We start from the raw sequence: 18,880 nt of genomic DNA on the forward strand, positions 1-18,880 counted from the left end.
ATAATGATTTTAATAACTTTTGGAAAGGTAAAGTTAATGGAAATTATTGAGAAGGCTCCTGCTAAAATCAATCTTGGTTTAGATATTGCTGGTAAACGTATAGATGGTTTTCATGAATTATCAATGGTCATGATTAGTGTTGATTTAAATGATTATTTAACATTTACTGAACTAGAAGAAGATAGAGTGATTGTTGAATCTAGTAGCCATAAATTACCTCTTAATAGTAAAAATGATGTTTATAAAGCTGCAAAAATGATTAAAGAGAGATACGGTATTAAAAGAGGCATTCGTATTGTATTAGAAAAATCAATTCCTATTTGTGCTGGGCTTGGAGGAGGCTCTAGTGATGCGGCTGCTACATTGCGGGCACTTAATCGCCTCTGGAAACTCAATATTTCTAAGAAAGACTTGATAGCTATTGGCTTTAAAATTGGCAGCGATGTCCCTTATTGTCTTGAAGGCGGTTGCGCTTTGGTCTCAGGTAAAGGAGAAATTGTAGATTGTTTAACAAATAGTTTTTCTTTATGGGTTGTTTTAGTAAAACCGAATTTTGGAATCTCTACTAGGACAATATTTAAGGAAATTAATACAGAAACGATTACTCGTGTTGATATTGCTGCTTTAAAGAAGGCTATTATCTCTGATGATTATGAAGGCATGCTAAATAATATGGGTAATTCTCTTGAAGATATTACTATCGTAAAAAGACCTATTATTAATAAAATTAAAGATCGTATGGTGAAGTGTGGTGCTGATATCGCCTTAATGACCGGAAGCGGACCTACAGTTTTTGCGCTCTGCCCGACAGAAAAGAGGGCTGATCGAGTTGTTAATAGTATGAAGGGATTTTGTAAAGAAGTTTATAAGGTAAGAATGCTATAGAATCAATTCCATTTGATTCTTTTTTTTGTTTATGGTAATATGAGACAGTGATAAACTTAACTGGTTAATTAAGGGGAATAAAATGCTAGAATATAAAATTGATGAACTGATTAATCGTATTCTTCTAATAGCTGAGAACCAGCATGAATTACTAATTGGTTCTTGTCAGAGTGAAGTACAGTTGACAAATACCCAAGAGCATATTTTAATGTTGCTGTCTCAAGAGAATTTAACAAATTCTGAATTAGCTAAAAAATTGAATATCAGTCAAGCAGCTGTTACGAAAGCAGTTAAATCATTAGTGCAAAAAGAAATGTTACAGGCGATAAAAGACGAAAATGATGCAAGAGTTACTAATTTTTGTCTAACGGATCGGGCTCAGCCGATTGCTGCAGAACATGATCGCCATCATAAATTAACCTTAGCTGTTTATCATGGGTTATTGGAAAATTTTACGAAAGATGAGCAAGAAATTATCAGTCGTTTCCTGAGTGGATTAGAAAAAGAAATAGAGGGTTAATTGTGAGATATATTACAGTAACAAATCTTTCCTATCAATATGATGCAGAGCCTGTTTTAGAAAATATCAATTATTATTTAGATAGCGGTGAATTTGTAACTTTAACTGGCGAAAATGGAGCCGCTAAGTCAACTTTAATTAAAGCTACTTTGGGAATATTAAAACCTAAAGTTGGTTCTGTTGTCTTTTCTAAAAAAAACAAAGATGGAAAAAAACTGCGTTTAGCTTATTTACCGCAGCAAATTGCTAGTTTTAATGCTGGTTTTCCAAGTACTGTTTATGAATTTGTAAAATCAGGACGTTATCCTAGAAACGGTTGGTTTAGAAGACTCACTGAACATGATGAAGAACATATTAAAGCAAGCCTAGAATCTGTTGGAATGTGGGAAAATCGTCATAAACCTATAGGAAGTCTTTCGGGAGGTCAAAAGCAACGTGTTGTTATTGCTAGAATGTTTGCATCTGATCCTGATATTTTTATTTTAGATGAGCCAACTACAGGTATGGATTCTGGCACTACTCAGACTTTTTATGAACTGATGCATCATAATGCTCACAAACATGGAAAGTCTGTATTAATGATTACTCATGATCCAGAAGAAGTTAAAAATTATGCTGATCGTAATATTCATTTAGTTAGAAATCAAGAGTTACCTTGGCGTTGCTTCAATGTACATGAAAAAGATGGAAAGGCGGAAAAACATGTTGGCTAATATTTTATCATATGATTTTATGCAGCGTGCACTTCTTGCTGTTGTTGCTATCAGTATGTTTGCACCGATCCTTGGTTTATTTTTAATTTTGCGTAGGCAGAGTTTGATGAGTGATACATTAAGTCATGTTTCGTTAGCAGGTGTTGCTTTTGGTATTTTATTAGGAATTTCACCAACTTGGACAACGCTTGTTGTTGTTACCATTGCTGCAGTAGTTCTTGAGTATTTGCGCACTGTTTATCGCCACTATATGGAAATTGCTACGGCTATTTTGATGTCAATGGGCTTGGCCATTTCTTTAATTGTAGTAAGTAAGTCTGGAAGTGCTAGCAATGTAAGTCTGGAACAATATCTTTTTGGCTCTATCATCACAATAAGTTTAGAACAGGTGATTGCTCTTTTCGTTATTGCCGTGCTTGTATTGCTCTTAACGATCTTCTTTATTCGTCCCATGTATATTTTAACCTTTGATGAAAATACTGCTTTTGTAGACGGCTTGCCTACTCGTTTAATGTCTGTTTCATTTAATATTGTAACAGGTATTGCTGTATCTTTGATGATCCCAGCTGCGGGGGCTCTACTTGTATCAACCATTATGGTTTTGCCAGCAAGTATTGCAATGCGATTGGGTAAGAGTTTTAAAACAGTGATTTGGTTAGGAGTACTAATCGGATTTATGGGGATGGTATCTGGTATCTTTATTTCTTACTTGGCAGAAACACCGGCTAGTGCAACTATTACTATGATTTTCATTTGTATCTTTATTTTTGTTAGTCTTTTAGATAAAGTATTAAAAGATGATTAATTTGATTTTCGATTTAAAAAGAGGGTAGGACAAAAAAGTCCTACCCTCTTTTAAGGGATTATTTATGGAACAGTGATTGGTCTGCCTATTTTACCTTTATGGACTAAGAGTAAGACAAACTATAGAAAGTGCGATAAAAACAAATAGTCATTTAACTTAAAAAGAGGTGGGAATTAATAAGTCAAAAGGTAATATTTCTTTTTACCGCGACGAATAACACTTAATTTCTGTTCGATTTTATCTTGCTCTGATAGAGTATAATTTAAGTCCTGAATACGATCACCGTTAAGGTAGATGGCTCCGTTTTGAACATCTTCACGTGCTTGACGTTTGGAGGTCACAATGCCAGAAGTAACTAACAATTCAATTATATTAAGATTATCATTGGCTTGTACAGCATAATTGGGTACATTACTTAGTCCCTGCTCAAGTTCTTTAGCAGATAGATTCTTGATATTTCCAGTAAAAAGCTGTTCTGTAATTTTAATAGCTTGGTTGTAAGCTTCTTCACCGTGAACAAATGTTACCACTTCTTTAGCTAATATTTTCTGAGCTAAACGTTCTTGAGGTGCTGCTTCAAATGCTGCTCGAATATTTTCAATTTCATCCAGACTTAAAAAAGTAAAAATTTTAAGAAAACGAATAGCATCATCATCCATGACATTAAGCCAAAATTGATACATTTCATAAGGAGAGGTTTTAGCTGCATCAAGCCAAATAGCATTTCCTTCTGACTTACCAAATTTTTTGCCGCTGGAGTCTGTGATTAAAGGAACTGTTATAACATGCCCTTGTGTATTAGCTTTACGGCGGAGCAGTTCAGTACCGGCTGTCATATTACCCCATTGGTCAGAGCCGCCGATTTGCAGAGTAACTTGATATTTTTGATTGAGAACGTAAAAATCATAGCCTTGCATAATTTGATAAGCAAATTCTGTATATGAGATCCCTGTTTCAATCCTTTTTTTTACGGATTCCTTACTCATCATATAGTTAACAGTAAAGTATTTACCAATATCACGGAGGAAATCAATGAAAGTCATTCTTTCCATCCAATCGTAATTGTTAACCATTTGAGCTTGATTATCACCATTGTTAAAATCAATAAAACGCTCAAGCTGCCTTCGGATATTTCTTACCCAACCTTCCACTGTTTCCTTGGTCTGAAGGCTGCGTTCATCGTCTTTAAAAGAAGGGTCTCCAATAAGTCCTGTAGCCCCGCCAACTAATGGATAAGGTTTATGCCCAGCTAGCTGAAGATGTTTCATAACCAAAATTGGTACTAAATGGCCTAGGTGAAGGCTGTCAGCTGTTGGATCATAGCCTGAATAAAAAGAAACTTGTCCGTCATTTAAAGCTTTTTTAAGAGCTTCCTCATCTGTTGTTTGAAAGATTAAACCTCGTGCTTTGAGTTCTTCGAAAATAGTCATAGCTTTCTCCATATCTTATAGCGCTACAGGTCATTATACCAGAAAAATAGATAGCTATGCAAGTTATGATGAGTGGCTGTTTATTCAAAAGTAAAGTGGGCTTCTATATGTTAACAAAGACTAGAAATTTGGTATAATATATGCTGAGGTGTTGTCATGTCCATATTGAATAAGTTAAAGACAATCAAAAAAAATATTCATGTAAGGTTAAAAAAGATTAGTCGAAGAAGAGTTCATTCTTCAAGTTTTTCTTTTAAAAGATTATTGAAGAATGTTAAAAATTTTTTTAAGAATCAAAAAAAGCAACAGTTGTATCATTCAGATTACCTTGATTTTGGAGCTGTTTTTTTACGTACTCTTAAACTGCTGTCTAATTTTACCTATATTCTAATTCTTTTGTTTGCTTTGCTGGGGCTAGGGGTTGGTTTAGGCTATTTCGCTAGTCAAGTTGACAGCGTTAAAATTCCTAAGAAAAGTACTTTAGTGACAAAAGTCAATGCATTGACTCGTATTTCTAAAATGACTTATTCTGATAATTCTTTAATTTCAAACATTGATGCTGATTTACTAAGGACTCCTGTTGAGAGCAAAGATATTTCTCAAAACATGAAAAAAGCAATCATTGCAACAGAGGATGAAAATTTTAAAACGCATAAAGGGATTGTTCCTAAGGCTGTATTTCGAGCAACGTTCGCTTCTGTATTGGGATTTGGGGAAGGAAGCGGCGGCTCCACTCTAACACAGCAATTATTAAAACAGCAAGTTTTAGGAGATGATCCTACTTTTAAAAGAAAAACCAAAGAAATGATTTATGCCTTGGCTTTGGAACGGTATATCGATAAGGATACTATTTTGACTGATTATCTAAATGTTTCACCCTTTGGACGCAATAATAGAGGTCAAAATATTGCTGGCATTGAAGAGGCAGCTCAAGGTATTTTTGGCGTTTCTTCTAAAGATTTAACGATACCTCAAGCAGCTTTTTTAGCGGGATTACCGCAAAGTCCAATTAATTATTCACCTTATACAGCTGCAGGTCAGTTTAAAAATCAAAAAGAAATGCGTCTAGGACTGAAACGTGCTCAAAATGTTCTTTATAATATGTATCGAACCGGAGTATTGTCTAAATCTGATTATAATAATTATAAGGCTTATGATTTGACAAAAGATTTTAAACAGCCTCAAATTGCAAAAGTAAATGAACATGACTATCTTTATTATTCTGTTTTTAGAGAAGCCAGACAAGCTATGTACGATTACTTGATTAAGCGTGACAAGGTCTCTTCAAAAGATTTAAAGAATGATAAAACTAAGGAGGCTTATAAAGATAAAGCAACACAAGAACTTCGTTTAGGCGGCTACAACATTACAACAACCATCAATAAAAAAGTTTATAATGCTATGCAGACAGCAGTTGCTCAGCATGGAAATGCACTTGATGATAAATCTGGAAAAGTGGAAGTGGGAAATGTTCTTATGGATAATTCCAGCGGAGCTGTTCTTGGCTTTATTGGCGGACGTAACTATAAAGAAAATCAGAATAATCATGCTTTTGATACAGCTCGTTCTCCTGGCTCTAGTATCAAACCAATGCTAGCTTACGGTCCTGCTATTGATCAAGGTCTTATCGGAAGTGCCAGTATGCTGTCCAATTATCCAACAACTTTTTCAGGTGGACAGAAAATCATGCATGGCAGAGACGAAGGGACGGCCATGGTTGATCTTCAGGAGGCTCTTGATGTTTCATGGAATATTCCAGCCTATTGGACTTATCAAAACTTGCTTAAAAAAGGGGTTAATGTTTCTGATTATATGGAAAAAATGAACTATGCTATTGCTGATTATAATATTGAGAGTCTGCCTTTGGGCGGAGGAATTGAAACAAGTGTTGCGCAACAAACAAATGGCTATCAGACAATTGCCAATGGCGGAGTCTATCAAAAGCAATATATGGTTGAGAAAATAACAGATAGTTCTGGAAAAATCATCTATCAGCATAAATCAGACCCTGTCCGTATTTATTCAAAGGCGACAGCAAGTATTTTAAATGAACTGTTAAGGGGACCTATTAGTTCAGGGAGAACAACGACTTTTAAAGATAAATTAAAAAAACTGAATGCAGGCTTGGCTGGAGCTGATTGGACGGGAAAAACAGGGACAACCGACGATTATTCAGATGTTTGGCTGCTTCTTTCAACTCCTAAAGTGACACTTGGTGGCTGGGCAGGTCATGATGATAATAGATCCTTGGAATCTTCAGCAGGCTATCATAATAATGCACAGTATATGGCGTATTTGGTTAATACTATTAATCAAGCAGATCCTCAAGTCTTGGGAACTAATCAGCGTTTTAACCTTGATGCCAATGTCATCAAAACTAATGTTTTAAAATCAACAGGCTTAAAACCTGCAGCTGTCAATGTAAATGGTAAAAAGATTACATTGAGCGGACAGCAAACAACAAGTTATTGGGCTAAAAATGGACCAGGAAATACGACTTATAAGTTTGCTGTTGGTGGCAGTGATAGTGATTATCAAAAAGCATGGAATGCTATTTTGGGACGTTAAAATATTGACAAATTAGCTATTATAAAGTATAATATGTTATAGTATTTGTCGTCTGCTTTAGTTGAAATATTGTCCAATTAAAGCTTACAGCAGTTAAATCAAACTTTCTAAAGTCAGATTTAGCTGCTCTTTTTGTGCCCATTTTTTGGAAAAAAATATTTTGTAAAGAATATTTAAAATTTCTAAAAATTACATTAAGGACAAAGTTGTTAATGCATGACTTATGGATGAGTCTAGAAAGAAAAAGGAGTTAAAACTTGGCAGGACATAAAGTTCAATACGGGAAACACCGTACTCGTCGTAGTTTTTCAAGGATTAAGGAAGTTCTTGATTTACCAAATTTGATTGAAATCCAAACGGATTCATTTCGAGATTTTTTAGATACAGGTTTAAAAGAAGTTTTTGAAGATGTACTTCCAATATCAAACTTTACAGACACGATGGAATTAGAATTCGTTGGTTATGAGTTAAAAGAACCGAAGTATACTCTAGAAGAAGCGCGTGCTCATGATGCCCATTATTCTGCACCTATTTTTGTCACTTTTCGTTTAATTAATAAGGAAACAGGTGAAATTAAAACTCAAGAAGTCTTTTTCGGTGATTTCCCTTTGATGACGGAAATGGGAACTTTTGTTATCAATGGAGCTGAACGTATTATTGTTTCTCAGCTTGTGCGTTCACCAGGTGTTTATTTTAATGATAAAGTAGATAAAAATGGTAAAGTAGGCTATGGTTCAACGGTTATTCCTAATCGTGGTGCTTGGCTTGAACTTGAGACAGATGCTAAAGATATCGCCTATACTCGTATTGATCGTACCCGTAAAATCCCATTTACAACCTTAGTGCGAGCTCTCGGCTTTTCAGGTGATGATGAGATTATTGATATTTTTGGAGATGGTGAACTTGTTCTTAATACGATTGAGAAAGATATCCATAAAAATTCTAATGATTCCCGTACAGATGAGGCTCTGAAAGAAATTTATGAACGCCTTCGTCCAGGGGAACCAAAGACAGCAGACAGTTCCCGCAGTCTTTTGATTGCACGCTTTTTTGATGCGCACCGTTATGATTTGGCAGCTGTTGGCCGTTATAAAATCAATAAAAAATTAAATATTAAAACGCGACTTTTAAATCAAGTTATAGCAGAAAATTTAGTTGATTCAGAAACGGGTGAAATTCTGGTTGAAGCTGGTACAAAAATGACACGCAGTGTTATTGATTCTATTGCTGATTATCTAGACGGAGATCTCAATAAAATCGTTTATACACCTAATGAATATGCTGTGTTGACAGAACCTGTTGTACTGCAAAAATTTAAAGTATTTTCCCCAAATGATCCAGACCGTATTGTTACTATCATCGGCAATGCCAATCCAGATGATAAAATTCGTCACTTGACTCCGGCGGATATTTTAGCTGAAATGTCATATTTCCTCAATCTGTCTGAAGGGCTTGGGAAGGTAGATGATATTGACCACTTAGGTAATCGCCGTATCCGTGCGGTTGGTGAGCTCCTTGCAAATCAGTTTCGTATCGGGCTTGCCCGTATGGAACGCAATGTACGTGAACGTATGTCTGTTCAGGATAATGAGGTTTTGACTCCGCAGCAAATTATCAATATTCGACCTGTTACTGCTGCCATTAAAGAATTTTTTGGCTCCTCTCAGTTGTCTCAATTTATGGATCAGCATAATCCACTTTCTGAACTATCTCACAAACGCCGTCTTTCAGCTTTAGGACCAGGTGGTTTGACACGGGATCGTGCTGGTTATGAAGTGCGTGATGTGCACTATACACATTACGGCCGCATGTGTCCAATTGAAACCCCTGAGGGACCTAATATTGGGCTCATTAATAACTTATCGTCTTACGGACATTTGAACAAATATGGATTTATTCAAACACCTTATCGGAAAGTTGATCCTGCTACTGGCAAAGTGACAAATGAGATTGAATGGCTGACTGCAGATGAGGAAGATGAGTTTACTGTAGCTCAGGCCAATTCTAAACTGAATGAAGATGGAAGCTTTGCTGAAGAGATTGTCATGGGGCGTCACCAAGGTAATAACCAGGAATTTCCAGCAAGTTCAGTTGAGTATATGGATGTGTCGCCAAAACAAGTTGTTGCAGTAGCAACAGCCTGCATTCCTTTCTTGGAAAATGATGACTCTAACCGTGCTCTTATGGGAGCTAATATGCAGCGTCAGGCAGTACCGTTGATTGATCCTAAGGCTCCTTTTGTTGGAACTGGTATGGAATATCAAGCTGCTCATGATTCAGGAGCTGCGATTATCGCTAAAAATGATGGTAAAGTCACTTATTCTGATGCAGATAAAGTAGAAGTTCGCCGTGAAGATGGTTCCCTAGACGTTTATCATGTCACAAAATTCCGCCGTTCCAATTCAGGGACAGCCTACAACCAACGAACATTAGTTAAAGTTGGAGATAGTGTTGAAAAGGGAGACTTTATTGCTGACGGTCCTTCTATGGAAAAAGGGGAAATGGCTTTGGGTCAGAACCCAGTTGTTGCTTATATGACTTGGGAAGGCTACAACTTTGAGGATGCGGTTATTATGAGTGAACGTCTTGTAAAAGATGATGTTTATACTTCTGTTCACTTAGAAGAATTTGAGTCAGAAACGCGTGATACTAAGCTTGGACCTGAAGAAATTACACGCGAAATTCCAAATGTTGGTGAAGAAGCTCTTAAAGATCTTGATGAAATGGGCATTATCCGTATTGGTGCCGAAGTTAAAGAAGGAGATATTCTAGTTGGTAAGGTCACTCCTAAGGGTGAAAAAGACCTTTCTGCAGAAGAACGTCTTTTACATGCTATTTTTGGAGATAAATCACGTGAAGTTCGCGATACCTCTCTTCGTGTCCCTCACGGTGGTGAAGGTGTTGTGCGTGATGTGAAAATCTTTACACGTGCTAATGGAGATGAGCTGCAATCTGGTGTTAACATGCTGGTCCGAGTTTATATTGCTCAAAAACGTAAGATCAAGGTTGGGGATAAAATGGCTGGACGGCATGGGAATAAAGGTGTTGTTTCACGGATTGTTCCTGTGGAAGATATGCCATATCTTCCAGATGGAACACCAGTTGATATCATGCTAAATCCACTTGGGGTGCCATCGCGGATGAATATTGGTCAGGTTATGGAACTTCACCTTGGAATGGCTGCTCGTACGCTTGATATTCATATCGCAACCCCGGTCTTTGATGGAGCGACTTCCGAAGACTTATGGGAAACAGTCAGTGAAGCTGGTATGGACAGTGATGCCAAAACGGTCCTTTACGATGGACGTACTGGGGAACCGTTTGATAACCGTGTATCAGTTGGTGTTATGTATATGATCAAACTTCACCATATGGTTGATGATAAACTTCACGCACGTTCGGTAGGACCTTATGCGACGGTCACTCAGCAGCCTCTTGGAGGTAAAGCTCAGTTTGGCGGTCAGCGGTTTGGAGAGATGGAAGTTTGGGCACTGGAAGCTTATGGTGCATCAAATGTGCTTCAGGAAATTTTGACTTATAAATCAGATGATGTCACTGGCCGACTTAAAGCCTATGAAGCTATTACTAAAGGTAAACCAATTCCAAAACCAGGTGTTCCAGAATCTTTCCGCGTTCTTGTTAAAGAATTGCAATCGCTTGGACTTGATATGAGAGTCTTAGATGAAGATGATGGTGAGGTAGAACTTCGAGATCTTGATGAAGGTGAAGATGATGATGTTATGCATGTTGACGACCTTGAAAAGGCACGTGAAAAACAGGCCTTAGAAGCTGCTGAGTTTGCAGGCAGAGATGAAAAATAAAAAGACAGTAAAATAGAATGGTACTTTACTAATATCAACGATAAAATAAAAGTTATTATCTATTTACTGTTTGCTATGATATAAAAATGATCTAGAGTTATGTGAAGGTTAGGATTTTCTTCTTAACCTTAGTGAGAGTTATTAATAATAAGAAAGGCAAAATTAGTGGTTGACGTAAATCGTTTTAAAAGTATGCAGATTACATTAGCTTCACCAAGTAAGGTCCGTTCATGGTCTTATGGTGAAGTTAAAAAACCTGAAACAATCAACTATCGTACGTTAAAACCTGAGCGTGAAGGCCTCTTTGATGAGGTGATCTTTGGTCCTACTAAAGATTGGGAATGTGCTTGTGGGAAGTATAAACGTATTCGTTATAAAGGAATTATTTGTGACCGTTGCGGTGTTGAAGTAACGCGTACTAAAGTCCGTCGTGAGCGCATGGGGCATATTGAGTTGAAAGCTCCTGTATCACATATTTGGTATTTTAAGGGAATTCCAAGCCGAATGGGCCTAACTCTTGATATGAGTCCTCGTTCTTTAGAAGAAGTTATTTATTTTGCAGCTTATGTAGTGATTGATCCTAAAGAGACACCCCTAGAGGCTAAAACTCTCTTAACAGAGCGTGAATATCGTGAAAAATTGCAAGAGTACGGTCCAGGTTCTTTTGTTGCTAAAATGGGAGCAGAAGCTATTCAAGACCTTCTAAAGCGTGTTGATATTGAAGCAGAGATTGCAGAACTTAAAGAAGAGCTGAAAACGGCGTCAAGTCAAAAACGTATTAAAGCAGTTCGCCGTTTAGATGTGCTTGATGCTTTTCAAAAATCTGGCAATAAACCTGAGTGGATGGTTCTTAATATTCTTCCAGTTATTCCGCCAGATCTTCGTCCTATGCTTCAGTTAGATGGTGGCCGCTTTGCATCATCGGATTTGAATGATCTTTACCGTCGTGTTATTAACCGTAATAATCGTTTAGCACGTCTCTTGGAACTTAATGCTCCAGGAATTATCGTTCAAAATGAGAAGCGTATGCTGCAAGAGGCAGTTGATGCCCTTATTGATAATGGCCGCCGCGGCCGTCCTATTACTGGACCAGGAAGCCGTCCGCTCAAATCATTGAGTCATATGCTTAAAGGGAAACAAGGACGATTTCGTCAAAACCTTCTTGGTAAACGTGTTGATTTTTCAGGACGTTCGGTTATCGCTGTTGGTCCAACGCTTAAAATGTATCAATGTGGTGTACCGCGTGAAATGGCTATTGAACTTTTCAAACCATTTGTTATGCGTGAAATAGTGGCTAAAGATATCGCACAAAATGTAAAAGCTGCTAAGCGTTTGATAGAACGCGGCGATGAACGCATTTGGGATATCCTTGAGGAAGTTATTAAAGAACATCCTGTTCTTCTTAACCGTGCTCCTACTCTGCATAGGCTGGGTATCCAAGCTTTTGAACCTGTTTTGATTGATGGGAAAGCCCTTCGGCTGCATCCGCTTGTATGTGAAGCGTATAATGCAGATTTTGATGGGGACCAAATGGCTATTCATGTTCCATTGTCTGAAGAGGCGCAAGCAGAAGCTCGGCTCTTGATGCTGGCAGCAGAACATATCTTGAATCCTAAAGATGGAAAACCAGTTGTAACGCCGTCACAGGATATGGTTTTAGGGAACTATTATCTTACGATGGAAGTTTCTGGCAGCGAAGGAGAAGGCATGGTTTTCAAAGACCGTGATGAGGCTGTTATGGCTTATCGCAATGGACATGTACATCTTCATAGTCGAGTAGGCATTGCTGTTGATAGTATGCCTCATAAACCATGGACAGATAATCAAAAACATAAAATTATGATTACAACTGTTGGTAAAATTCTCTTTAATGATATTATGCCGGCAGACCTTCCCTACCTTCAAGAACCAAACAATGCTAACCTGACAGATAAGACTCCAGATAAATATTTCTTGGAACCAGGATCTAATATTAAAGAAGCTATTAAAAATCTTGAGATTAATGTTCCATTTAAGAAGAAGAATCTTGGAAGTATTATAGCAGAAACCTTCAAACGTTTTCGTACAACTGAAACTTCGGCTTTTCTTGACCGTTTGAAAGATCTTGGTTACTATCATTCAACGCTTGCTGGTTTAACTGTAGGAATTGCAGATATTCCAGTTATTGATAACAAACAAGAGATTATAGACAATGCACACCGTCGTGTTGATGACATCACCAAAGCTTTCCGCCGAGGCCTCATGACAGATGAGGATCGTTATGAAGCAGTTACCTCAACCTGGCGAGATGCTAAAGAACAGCTGGAAAAACGTTTGGTTGAAACGCAGGATCCTAAAAATCCGATTGTTATGATGATGGATTCAGGTGCCCGCGGTAATATTTCAAACTTCTCCCAGCTTGCTGGTATGCGTGGTTTGATGGCAGCTCCTAACGGCCGTATCATGGAATTACCTATTCTGTCTAATTTCCGTGAAGGTCTCTCTGTTTTGGAAATGTTTTTCTCTACCCATGGAGCTCGTAAAGGTATGACCGACACAGCTCTGAAAACAGCCGACTCTGGTTATCTGACACGACGCTTGGTTGATGTTGCTCAAGATGTTATTATACGAGAAGACGACTGTGGCACTGACCGTGGACTCACTATTGCTGCTATTACAGATGGCAAAGAAGTTACTGAGACATTAGAAGAGCGTTTGCAAGGACGTTATACGAAGAAATCCGTTAGACATCCTGAAACTGGTGAAGTTATAGTTGAACCAAACACCTTAATTACAGAGGATATGGCTCATCAAATTATTGAAGCAGGAGTTGAAGAAGTTACTATCCGTTCAGTCTTTACTTGTAATACACGCCATGGTGTTTGTCGTCATTGTTATGGTATTAATCTTGCGACTGGAGATGCGGTTGAAGTTGGTGAAGCGGTCGGCACGATTGCAGCCCAATCTATCGGTGAACCTGGAACGCAGCTAACCATGCGTACCTTCCATACCGGCGGTGTTGCTTCAAATGCAGATATTACTCAAGGTTTACCGCGTATTCAAGAAATTTTTGAAGCACGTAATCCTAAAGGGGAAGCTGTTATCACAGAAATTAAGGGTCAAGTTACTGATATTGAAGAAGATGCAGCAACTCGTACTAAAAAAGTTTATGTCAAGGGTGAAACCGGCGAAGGCGAATATATTGTACCGTTTACAGCTCGTATGAAAGTTGAAGTTGGTGATGAAATTCATCGCGGAGCACCGTTGACTGAAGGATCCATTCAGCCTAAACATCTCCTTGAGGTTCGAGATACGCTTTCTGTAGAAACTTATTTGCTTGCTGAAGTCCAAAAAGTTTACCGCAGCCAAGGGGTAGAAATTGGTGATAAGCATATTGAGGTTATGGTTCGTCAGATGCTTCGCAAAGTACGTGTTATGGATCCAGGCGACACGGATCTCCTTCCGGGTACACTTATGGATATTTCTGATTTTACAGATGCCAATAGAGATATTGTCATTTCTGGTGGTATTCCTGCTACTAGCAGACCAGTTCTTATGGGAATTACAAAAGCTTCTCTGGAGACAAATTCATTCTTATCAGCAGCTTCATTCCAAGAAACAACCCGTGTTCTTACAGATGCTGCTATTCGAGGTAAGAAAGATCATCTTTTAGGGCTTAAAGAAAATGTGATTATTGGTAAAATCATTCCAGCTGGTACTGGCATGGCACGTTACCGTAACATTGAACCACAAGCTGTCAATGAGGTAGAAGTAATTGAAGAAGTCGTTCCGGTTTTAGAGAACGTAGAAGCAGAAATGGAATAATTTAAAGGTCAGCAATAGTGATTATTGCTGCCTTTTTTTATTAAAAGAGAATAACTAAAATTAAATGAGTTTCTTATGAGTTACATATTTGAAATTAATGAGCAATTTCTTTTAAAAATAACTGAAATTTTTGTATAATGGCTTTGTAAGGAAATTGTATTATGTATCAAGTAATAAGAATGTATGGAGATCTAGAACCATGGTGGTTTTTAGATGATTGGAAAGATGATATTGTAAAGGTTTCTAGCTTTGAGAATTATTATGAAGCTTTAAGATATTATAAAAAAGAATGGCTGTCGTTATATAAATGTTACCCTCAATATGACAGTCGAAGCAGGATAATGACTGCTTTTTGGAATCAAAAAGACCAGCGTTGGTGTGAAGAATGCGGCGATTTTTTACAGCAATATGATTCTATCGCTCTCTTGAAAAATTGGAGGAATATACCCAAAAAATGGTATCGTCCCGGCTATTCCAGACGCTATGATAAGACTTGTACGCATCCAAAGCGTCATAAAATTAGAAGAAAACTGCAAGATTAATCTTGTGGTTTTTTTATTTAAAAGAGTTGTCAAACCCTTTTAAATAATTTTGAATGGCTAAAATCTTTACGAATAATTAAAGTAGGAGGTTTTATGGTTCAAAAATTAGGAAAGGAAATTATTAGCAAGGCGGTTAAGGAAAAAGTCCAAGATATTTATATTGTTCCTAAGAAAGACTTGTATGAATTGTACATGAGGATAGGAAATGAAAGAAAATTTATTGATGTCTATGACCATCATCTCATGGTTAATCTTATTAGCCACTTTAAATTTGTTGCAGGAATGAATGTTGGTGAAAAAAGAAGAAGTCAACTAGGTTCATGTGATTACTATTATAATGAGACTAACATGGTATCTTTAAGACTCTCTACAGTTGGTGATTATCGTGGCTATGAAAGTCTTGTCATTAGGCTTTTATTTGATGGACGTCAAGATTTACATTTTTGGTTTAATGGTGTCCATCAGGTCTTAAATGCTATTAGAGGAAGAGGACTGTACTTATTTTCAGGTCCAGTAGGCAGTGGTAAAACAACTCTTATGTATCAAATAGCAAGGGAAAAATTCTTCAATAAACAAATTATTACTATTGAAGACCCTGTTGAAATAAAAGAAGCCAATATGCTGCAGCTGCAATTGAATGAAAATATCGGTATGACCTATGATAGTTTAATAAAGTTATCTTTAAGACATCGTCCTGATATTCTCATTATTGGAGAAATCCGCGATAGAGAAACGGCTAGAGCCGTTATCAGAGCTAGTTTAACAGGAGTACTTGTCATGTCAACCGTCCATGCTAAAAGTATCCCTGGAGTTTATGCTAGATTGTTAGAATTAGGAGTCAATCCAAAAGAATTAGAAAATACTTTAGGTGGAATCATTTATCAGCGTTTAATAAGTGGGGGAGGTGTTTTAGATTTTGCAAAAGATAAATTTCAAGAGCATTCAGCACAAAAATGGAATGCTCAGATTAATAGGCTTTTTACAGAAGGATATATTACTGAAGAGGAAGCTGAAATCGAAAAAATTAAGAACTAAAAGACAGAAAAAAGTGATTCAGCTGCTGAATAATCTTTTTACAAGCGGTTTTAATTTACCAGAGATTATTAATTTTCTTGATAGAAGCCGTCTATTATCTAAAATTTATATTAAGGAAATGAGAAGAGGACTTTTAAGCGGTATGGGTTTAGCTGAAATCATGAGTTCTTTGGGATTTTCAGATGATGTTGTTACACAATTAGCATTATCAGAAATTCACGGTAATACTCAAAAAAGTTTATTAAAGATAGAATCATATTTAGAAAATGTTATGGCAGTTAAAAAGAAGCTGGTTGAAGTGGCTACCTATCCAATCATTTTACTTGTTTTTTTAGTACTTATTATGCTGGGATTGAAAAATTATTTATTTCCCCAACTTGAAAAAGGAAATGCAGCAACTCAGGTGATTACCCAGTTTCCCACTTTCTTTTTGCTTAGTGTAGTCATTATTATGTTCCTGTTAAGTAGCCTGTACTTGCTGTCACGTAAAGTAAAGAAAATAAAATTAATGGCTTTTTATGCCAGACTGCCCTTTATTGGAAACTATTTTCAACTTTATTTAACAGCCTATTATGCACGAGAATGGGGCAATCTTATTGGTCAAGGGGTGGAAATGAGTCATATTGTAAAATTAATGCAGAGTCAAAAATCCCAACTATTTAAAGAAATTGGAGCTGATATGGAGCAGGCTCTTTTATCTGGACAAGGCTTTCATCAAAAAGTTTTGGATTATCCTTTTTTTCTTAAAGAACTGAGCTTAATGATTGAGTATGGTGAAGTAAAATCTAAGTTAGGCAGTGAATTAGATATTTATGCTGAAGAAACGTGGGAGTCTTTTTTTTCAAAAATTCAAAGGGTAACACAATTGATACAGCCCCTCGTTTTTATTTTAGTCGCTTTTGTGATTGTCATGATTTATGCAGCTATGCTGTTACCCATTTATCAAAACATGGAGGTTCATTTATAATGAAGAAATTAAGAAAAATCAGTGTTAGAGCTTTCACTTTAATTGAGATGTTAGTAGTCCTTCTTATTATCAGTATTCTTTTGTTGCTCTTTGTGCCTAATCTAACTAAACAAAAAGATAAGGTAAAAGATACTGGTGGTTCTGCTGTCATAAAGGTTGTTGAAAGTCAGGCTGAACTTTATGAGTTAAATAAAGCAGGTTCAGCTACCCTTTCAAAATTAGTGGAAAGTGGAGATATTACAAAAGAACAGGCAAAATCTTATAATGATTACTATGCAAAGCATCCAGGGCAAGCACGTCATGTGGCGAATTAAAGCCTTTACATTATTAGAGAGTCTTATAACGTTAGCAGTAACGAGTTTTATTCTTTTAAGCTTTTCTGGAGGAATAAGTCGATCTTTTGCTAAGGTAGAAGAGCAGCTCTTTTTTCTATCCTTTGAGCAGCTTTACCGTGATACACAAAAGTTAAGTATAAGCACCAGACAGATGAAAGTGTTAACAATCAGTAATAAAGAAATTTCTAATGGAAGTCAAGTGCTTGAAGTACCTAAAAATATTAAAACGGTTAAAAAAATGGCCTTAGAATTTGATCAAAAAGGTGGAAACTCCTCACTTACAAAAATAAAGTTTCAAACACCAGAAAAAATAGTGACTTATCAATTATATATAGGGAGTGGTAAATATAAAAAAGCGGAAAGTAAGAGCTTATATTCTCCTTGAAGCTCTGGTATCTTTAGCAATTCTTGTAACAGTTACATCTCTGATATTACATCAACTAACATTAAATCAAAAGCGGTTAGCCAAAAGTATACAGCAGCAAGAAATGTTAAATTTAGCCATTATGGCTGTTCAGACGAAACAAGACAAACTTAATTTAAATAATAATGAGGTGCAAATTGTTCGAAGTGAGAATGGGCTTAAGATTTATCATAATCAAAAGGAGGTTATGAAAGTTGTTAAAAAGATCCCTTAAAGCCTTCACACTTTTAGAATGCTTAGTTGCTTTGTTAACAATAGCAGGAAGTATTAGTATTTATAATGGATTGACAAAAATAGTTAGCAGTAATGTACATTACCTATCTAATAATGAAGAAAGTGATTGGCTGCTATTTTGCCAACAATTTCGTTCAGAACTTGAAGAGACAACTTTTCAAAGAATAGAGGATGGAAAGCTATATGTCAAAAAAGATAATAAGGAGCTGGCGTTTGGTAAGTCAAGGTCAACAGATTTTAGGAAAACAAATGCTGATGGAAGGGGGTATCAACCTATGTTATTAGGGATAAAAGAGGCAACTATCAGTCAATCAGCTAAAATTGTGAGAGTTGACATTGTATTTGAAAATGGATTAGAGAGGACCTTTATGTATGCTTTTGAGGAAAATTAAAGCTGGTATCCTTCTCTATGCTTTACTAATGGCTGCAGTTTTTAGTCTAATGTTACAATTTTATCTAGATCGTGTTGTTGCTACAGAACGTCAGAATAAGATGCAGCTATTATCCAGTAAATCTTATTTAATTGCTCTCATTACACGAGATTCGGTTAAAGAGCACAGTGGGCAATTTGAGTTTTCTGATGGAGTATCTCATTATAATATTGTTAATGGACGTCTGCAGATAGATATCAAAATGAAAGATGATGTTTTTTATCACTATCATTTTCCTTATAAAGTAAAAGACAATCAGAACAAGATAAAAGAAAATAAAGAGATAAAAAGAGAAATGGAAAGAAAAGATATAAAATAAGATCAACTATTTTTGCCACTTTGTTTTATTTTTGATATGATAACTGC

16 protein-coding genes are annotated in these 18,880 nt (G+C 36.6%); 15 read left to right on the top strand and 1 reads right to left on the bottom strand.

Going from position 1 to position 18,880, the window contains the following annotated elements; genetic code table 11:
• The first annotated feature begins 36 nt into the window (after window positions 1-36).
• The 4 genes from ispE (at window position 37) to STRMA_RS08685 (ending at window position 2,923) form a co-directional block, all read left to right on the top strand.
• Window positions 37-885, top strand: coding sequence for a 4-(cytidine 5'-diphospho)-2-C-methyl-D-erythritol kinase (gene ispE / locus STRMA_RS08670; protein WP_003079881.1), 849 nt, complete (start codon window positions 37-39; stop codon window positions 883-885).
• Window positions 886-967: 82 nt separating this feature from the next.
• Window positions 968-1,405 carry a zinc-dependent MarR family transcriptional regulator gene (locus STRMA_RS08675; protein WP_003081941.1) on the top strand — a complete coding sequence of 146 codons (438 nt, stop codon included), beginning with the start codon at window positions 968-970 and terminating at the stop codon, window positions 1,403-1,405.
• 2 nt (window positions 1,406-1,407) lie between these two features.
• Window positions 1,408-2,118: a metal ABC transporter ATP-binding protein gene (locus STRMA_RS08680; RefSeq protein ID WP_003081503.1), complete on the top strand. Its 711-nt coding sequence runs from the start codon at window positions 1,408-1,410 to the stop codon at window positions 2,116-2,118.
• Window positions 2,108-2,923 (top strand): metal ABC transporter permease, encoded by an 816-nt coding sequence (locus STRMA_RS08685; RefSeq protein ID WP_003078692.1) that lies wholly within the window; start codon window positions 2,108-2,110, stop codon window positions 2,921-2,923. Before STRMA_RS08680 ends, STRMA_RS08685 begins: the two co-directional genes overlap by 11 nt.
• Before the next feature lie 173 nt (window positions 2,924-3,096).
• Here the strand turns inward: STRMA_RS08685 and tyrS are convergent, their stop codons facing one another.
• Complete coding sequence (gene tyrS / locus STRMA_RS08690) at window positions 3,097-4,353, bottom strand: tyrosine--tRNA ligase (RefSeq protein WP_003080919.1); 1,257 nt, start codon at window positions 4,351-4,353, stop codon at window positions 3,097-3,099.
• A 156-nt stretch (window positions 4,354-4,509) separates the two neighbouring features.
• Between tyrS and pbp1b the strand changes: the two genes are divergently transcribed.
• From pbp1b to comGG, 11 genes are all read left to right on the top strand, one after another.
• Window positions 4,510-6,921: a penicillin-binding protein PBP1B gene (pbp1b, locus tag STRMA_RS08695; protein ID WP_003080452.1), complete on the top strand. Its 2,412-nt coding sequence runs from the start codon at window positions 4,510-4,512 to the stop codon at window positions 6,919-6,921.
• A gap of 257 nt (window positions 6,922-7,178) precedes the next feature.
• Window positions 7,179-10,742, top strand: coding sequence for a DNA-directed RNA polymerase subunit beta (gene rpoB, locus STRMA_RS08700; protein WP_003080702.1), 3,564 nt, complete (start codon window positions 7,179-7,181; stop codon window positions 10,740-10,742).
• Between the two features lie 165 nt (window positions 10,743-10,907).
• Window positions 10,908-14,546, top strand: a complete 3,639-nt coding sequence (gene rpoC / locus STRMA_RS08705; protein WP_003079414.1) for a DNA-directed RNA polymerase subunit beta' — start codon at window positions 10,908-10,910, stop codon at window positions 14,544-14,546.
• Between the two features lie 161 nt (window positions 14,547-14,707).
• Window positions 14,708-15,088 carry a DUF1033 family protein gene (locus tag STRMA_RS08710; protein WP_003081066.1) on the top strand — a complete coding sequence of 127 codons (381 nt, stop codon included), beginning with the start codon at window positions 14,708-14,710 and terminating at the stop codon, window positions 15,086-15,088.
• 93 nt (window positions 15,089-15,181) lie between these two features.
• Complete coding sequence (comGA, locus tag STRMA_RS08715) at window positions 15,182-16,123, top strand: competence type IV pilus ATPase ComGA (RefSeq protein WP_003079951.1); 942 nt, start codon at window positions 15,182-15,184, stop codon at window positions 16,121-16,123.
• The gene (comGB, locus tag STRMA_RS08720) at window positions 16,047-17,090 is read left to right on the top strand and encodes a competence type IV pilus assembly protein ComGB (protein WP_081479323.1); all 1,044 of its coding nucleotides are present in this window, start codon (window positions 16,047-16,049) and stop codon (window positions 17,088-17,090) included. Before comGA ends, comGB begins: the two co-directional genes overlap by 77 nt.
• The gene (gene comGC / locus STRMA_RS08725; RefSeq protein WP_003080278.1) at window positions 17,090-17,404 is read left to right on the top strand and encodes a competence type IV pilus major pilin ComGC; all 315 of its coding nucleotides are present in this window, start codon (window positions 17,090-17,092) and stop codon (window positions 17,402-17,404) included. Before comGB ends, comGC begins: the two co-directional genes overlap by 1 nt.
• On the top strand, window positions 17,391-17,810 hold the full coding sequence (comGD, locus tag STRMA_RS08730) for a competence type IV pilus minor pilin ComGD (protein ID WP_003082165.1): 420 nt from the start codon (window positions 17,391-17,393) through the stop codon (window positions 17,808-17,810). Before comGC ends, comGD begins: the two co-directional genes overlap by 14 nt.
• On the top strand, window positions 17,764-18,063 hold the full coding sequence (gene comGE / locus STRMA_RS08735; RefSeq protein WP_040841662.1) for a competence type IV pilus minor pilin ComGE: 300 nt from the start codon (window positions 17,764-17,766) through the stop codon (window positions 18,061-18,063). Before comGD ends, comGE begins: the two co-directional genes overlap by 47 nt.
• Window positions 18,044-18,475 (top strand): competence type IV pilus minor pilin ComGF, encoded by a 432-nt coding sequence (gene comGF, locus STRMA_RS08740; protein ID WP_003079210.1) that lies wholly within the window; start codon window positions 18,044-18,046, stop codon window positions 18,473-18,475. The genes comGE and comGF overlap by 20 nt, the downstream gene beginning before the upstream one ends.
• Window positions 18,456-18,833 carry a competence type IV pilus minor pilin ComGG gene (gene comGG / locus STRMA_RS10015; protein ID WP_040841664.1) on the top strand — a complete coding sequence of 126 codons (378 nt, stop codon included), beginning with the start codon at window positions 18,456-18,458 and terminating at the stop codon, window positions 18,831-18,833. Before comGF ends, comGG begins: the two co-directional genes overlap by 20 nt.
• Window positions 18,834-18,880 lie beyond the last annotated feature (47 nt).

Source organism: Streptococcus macacae NCTC 11558, assembly GCF_000187995.2.
GTDB classification, from domain to species: domain Bacteria; phylum Bacillota; class Bacilli; order Lactobacillales; family Streptococcaceae; genus Streptococcus; species Streptococcus macacae.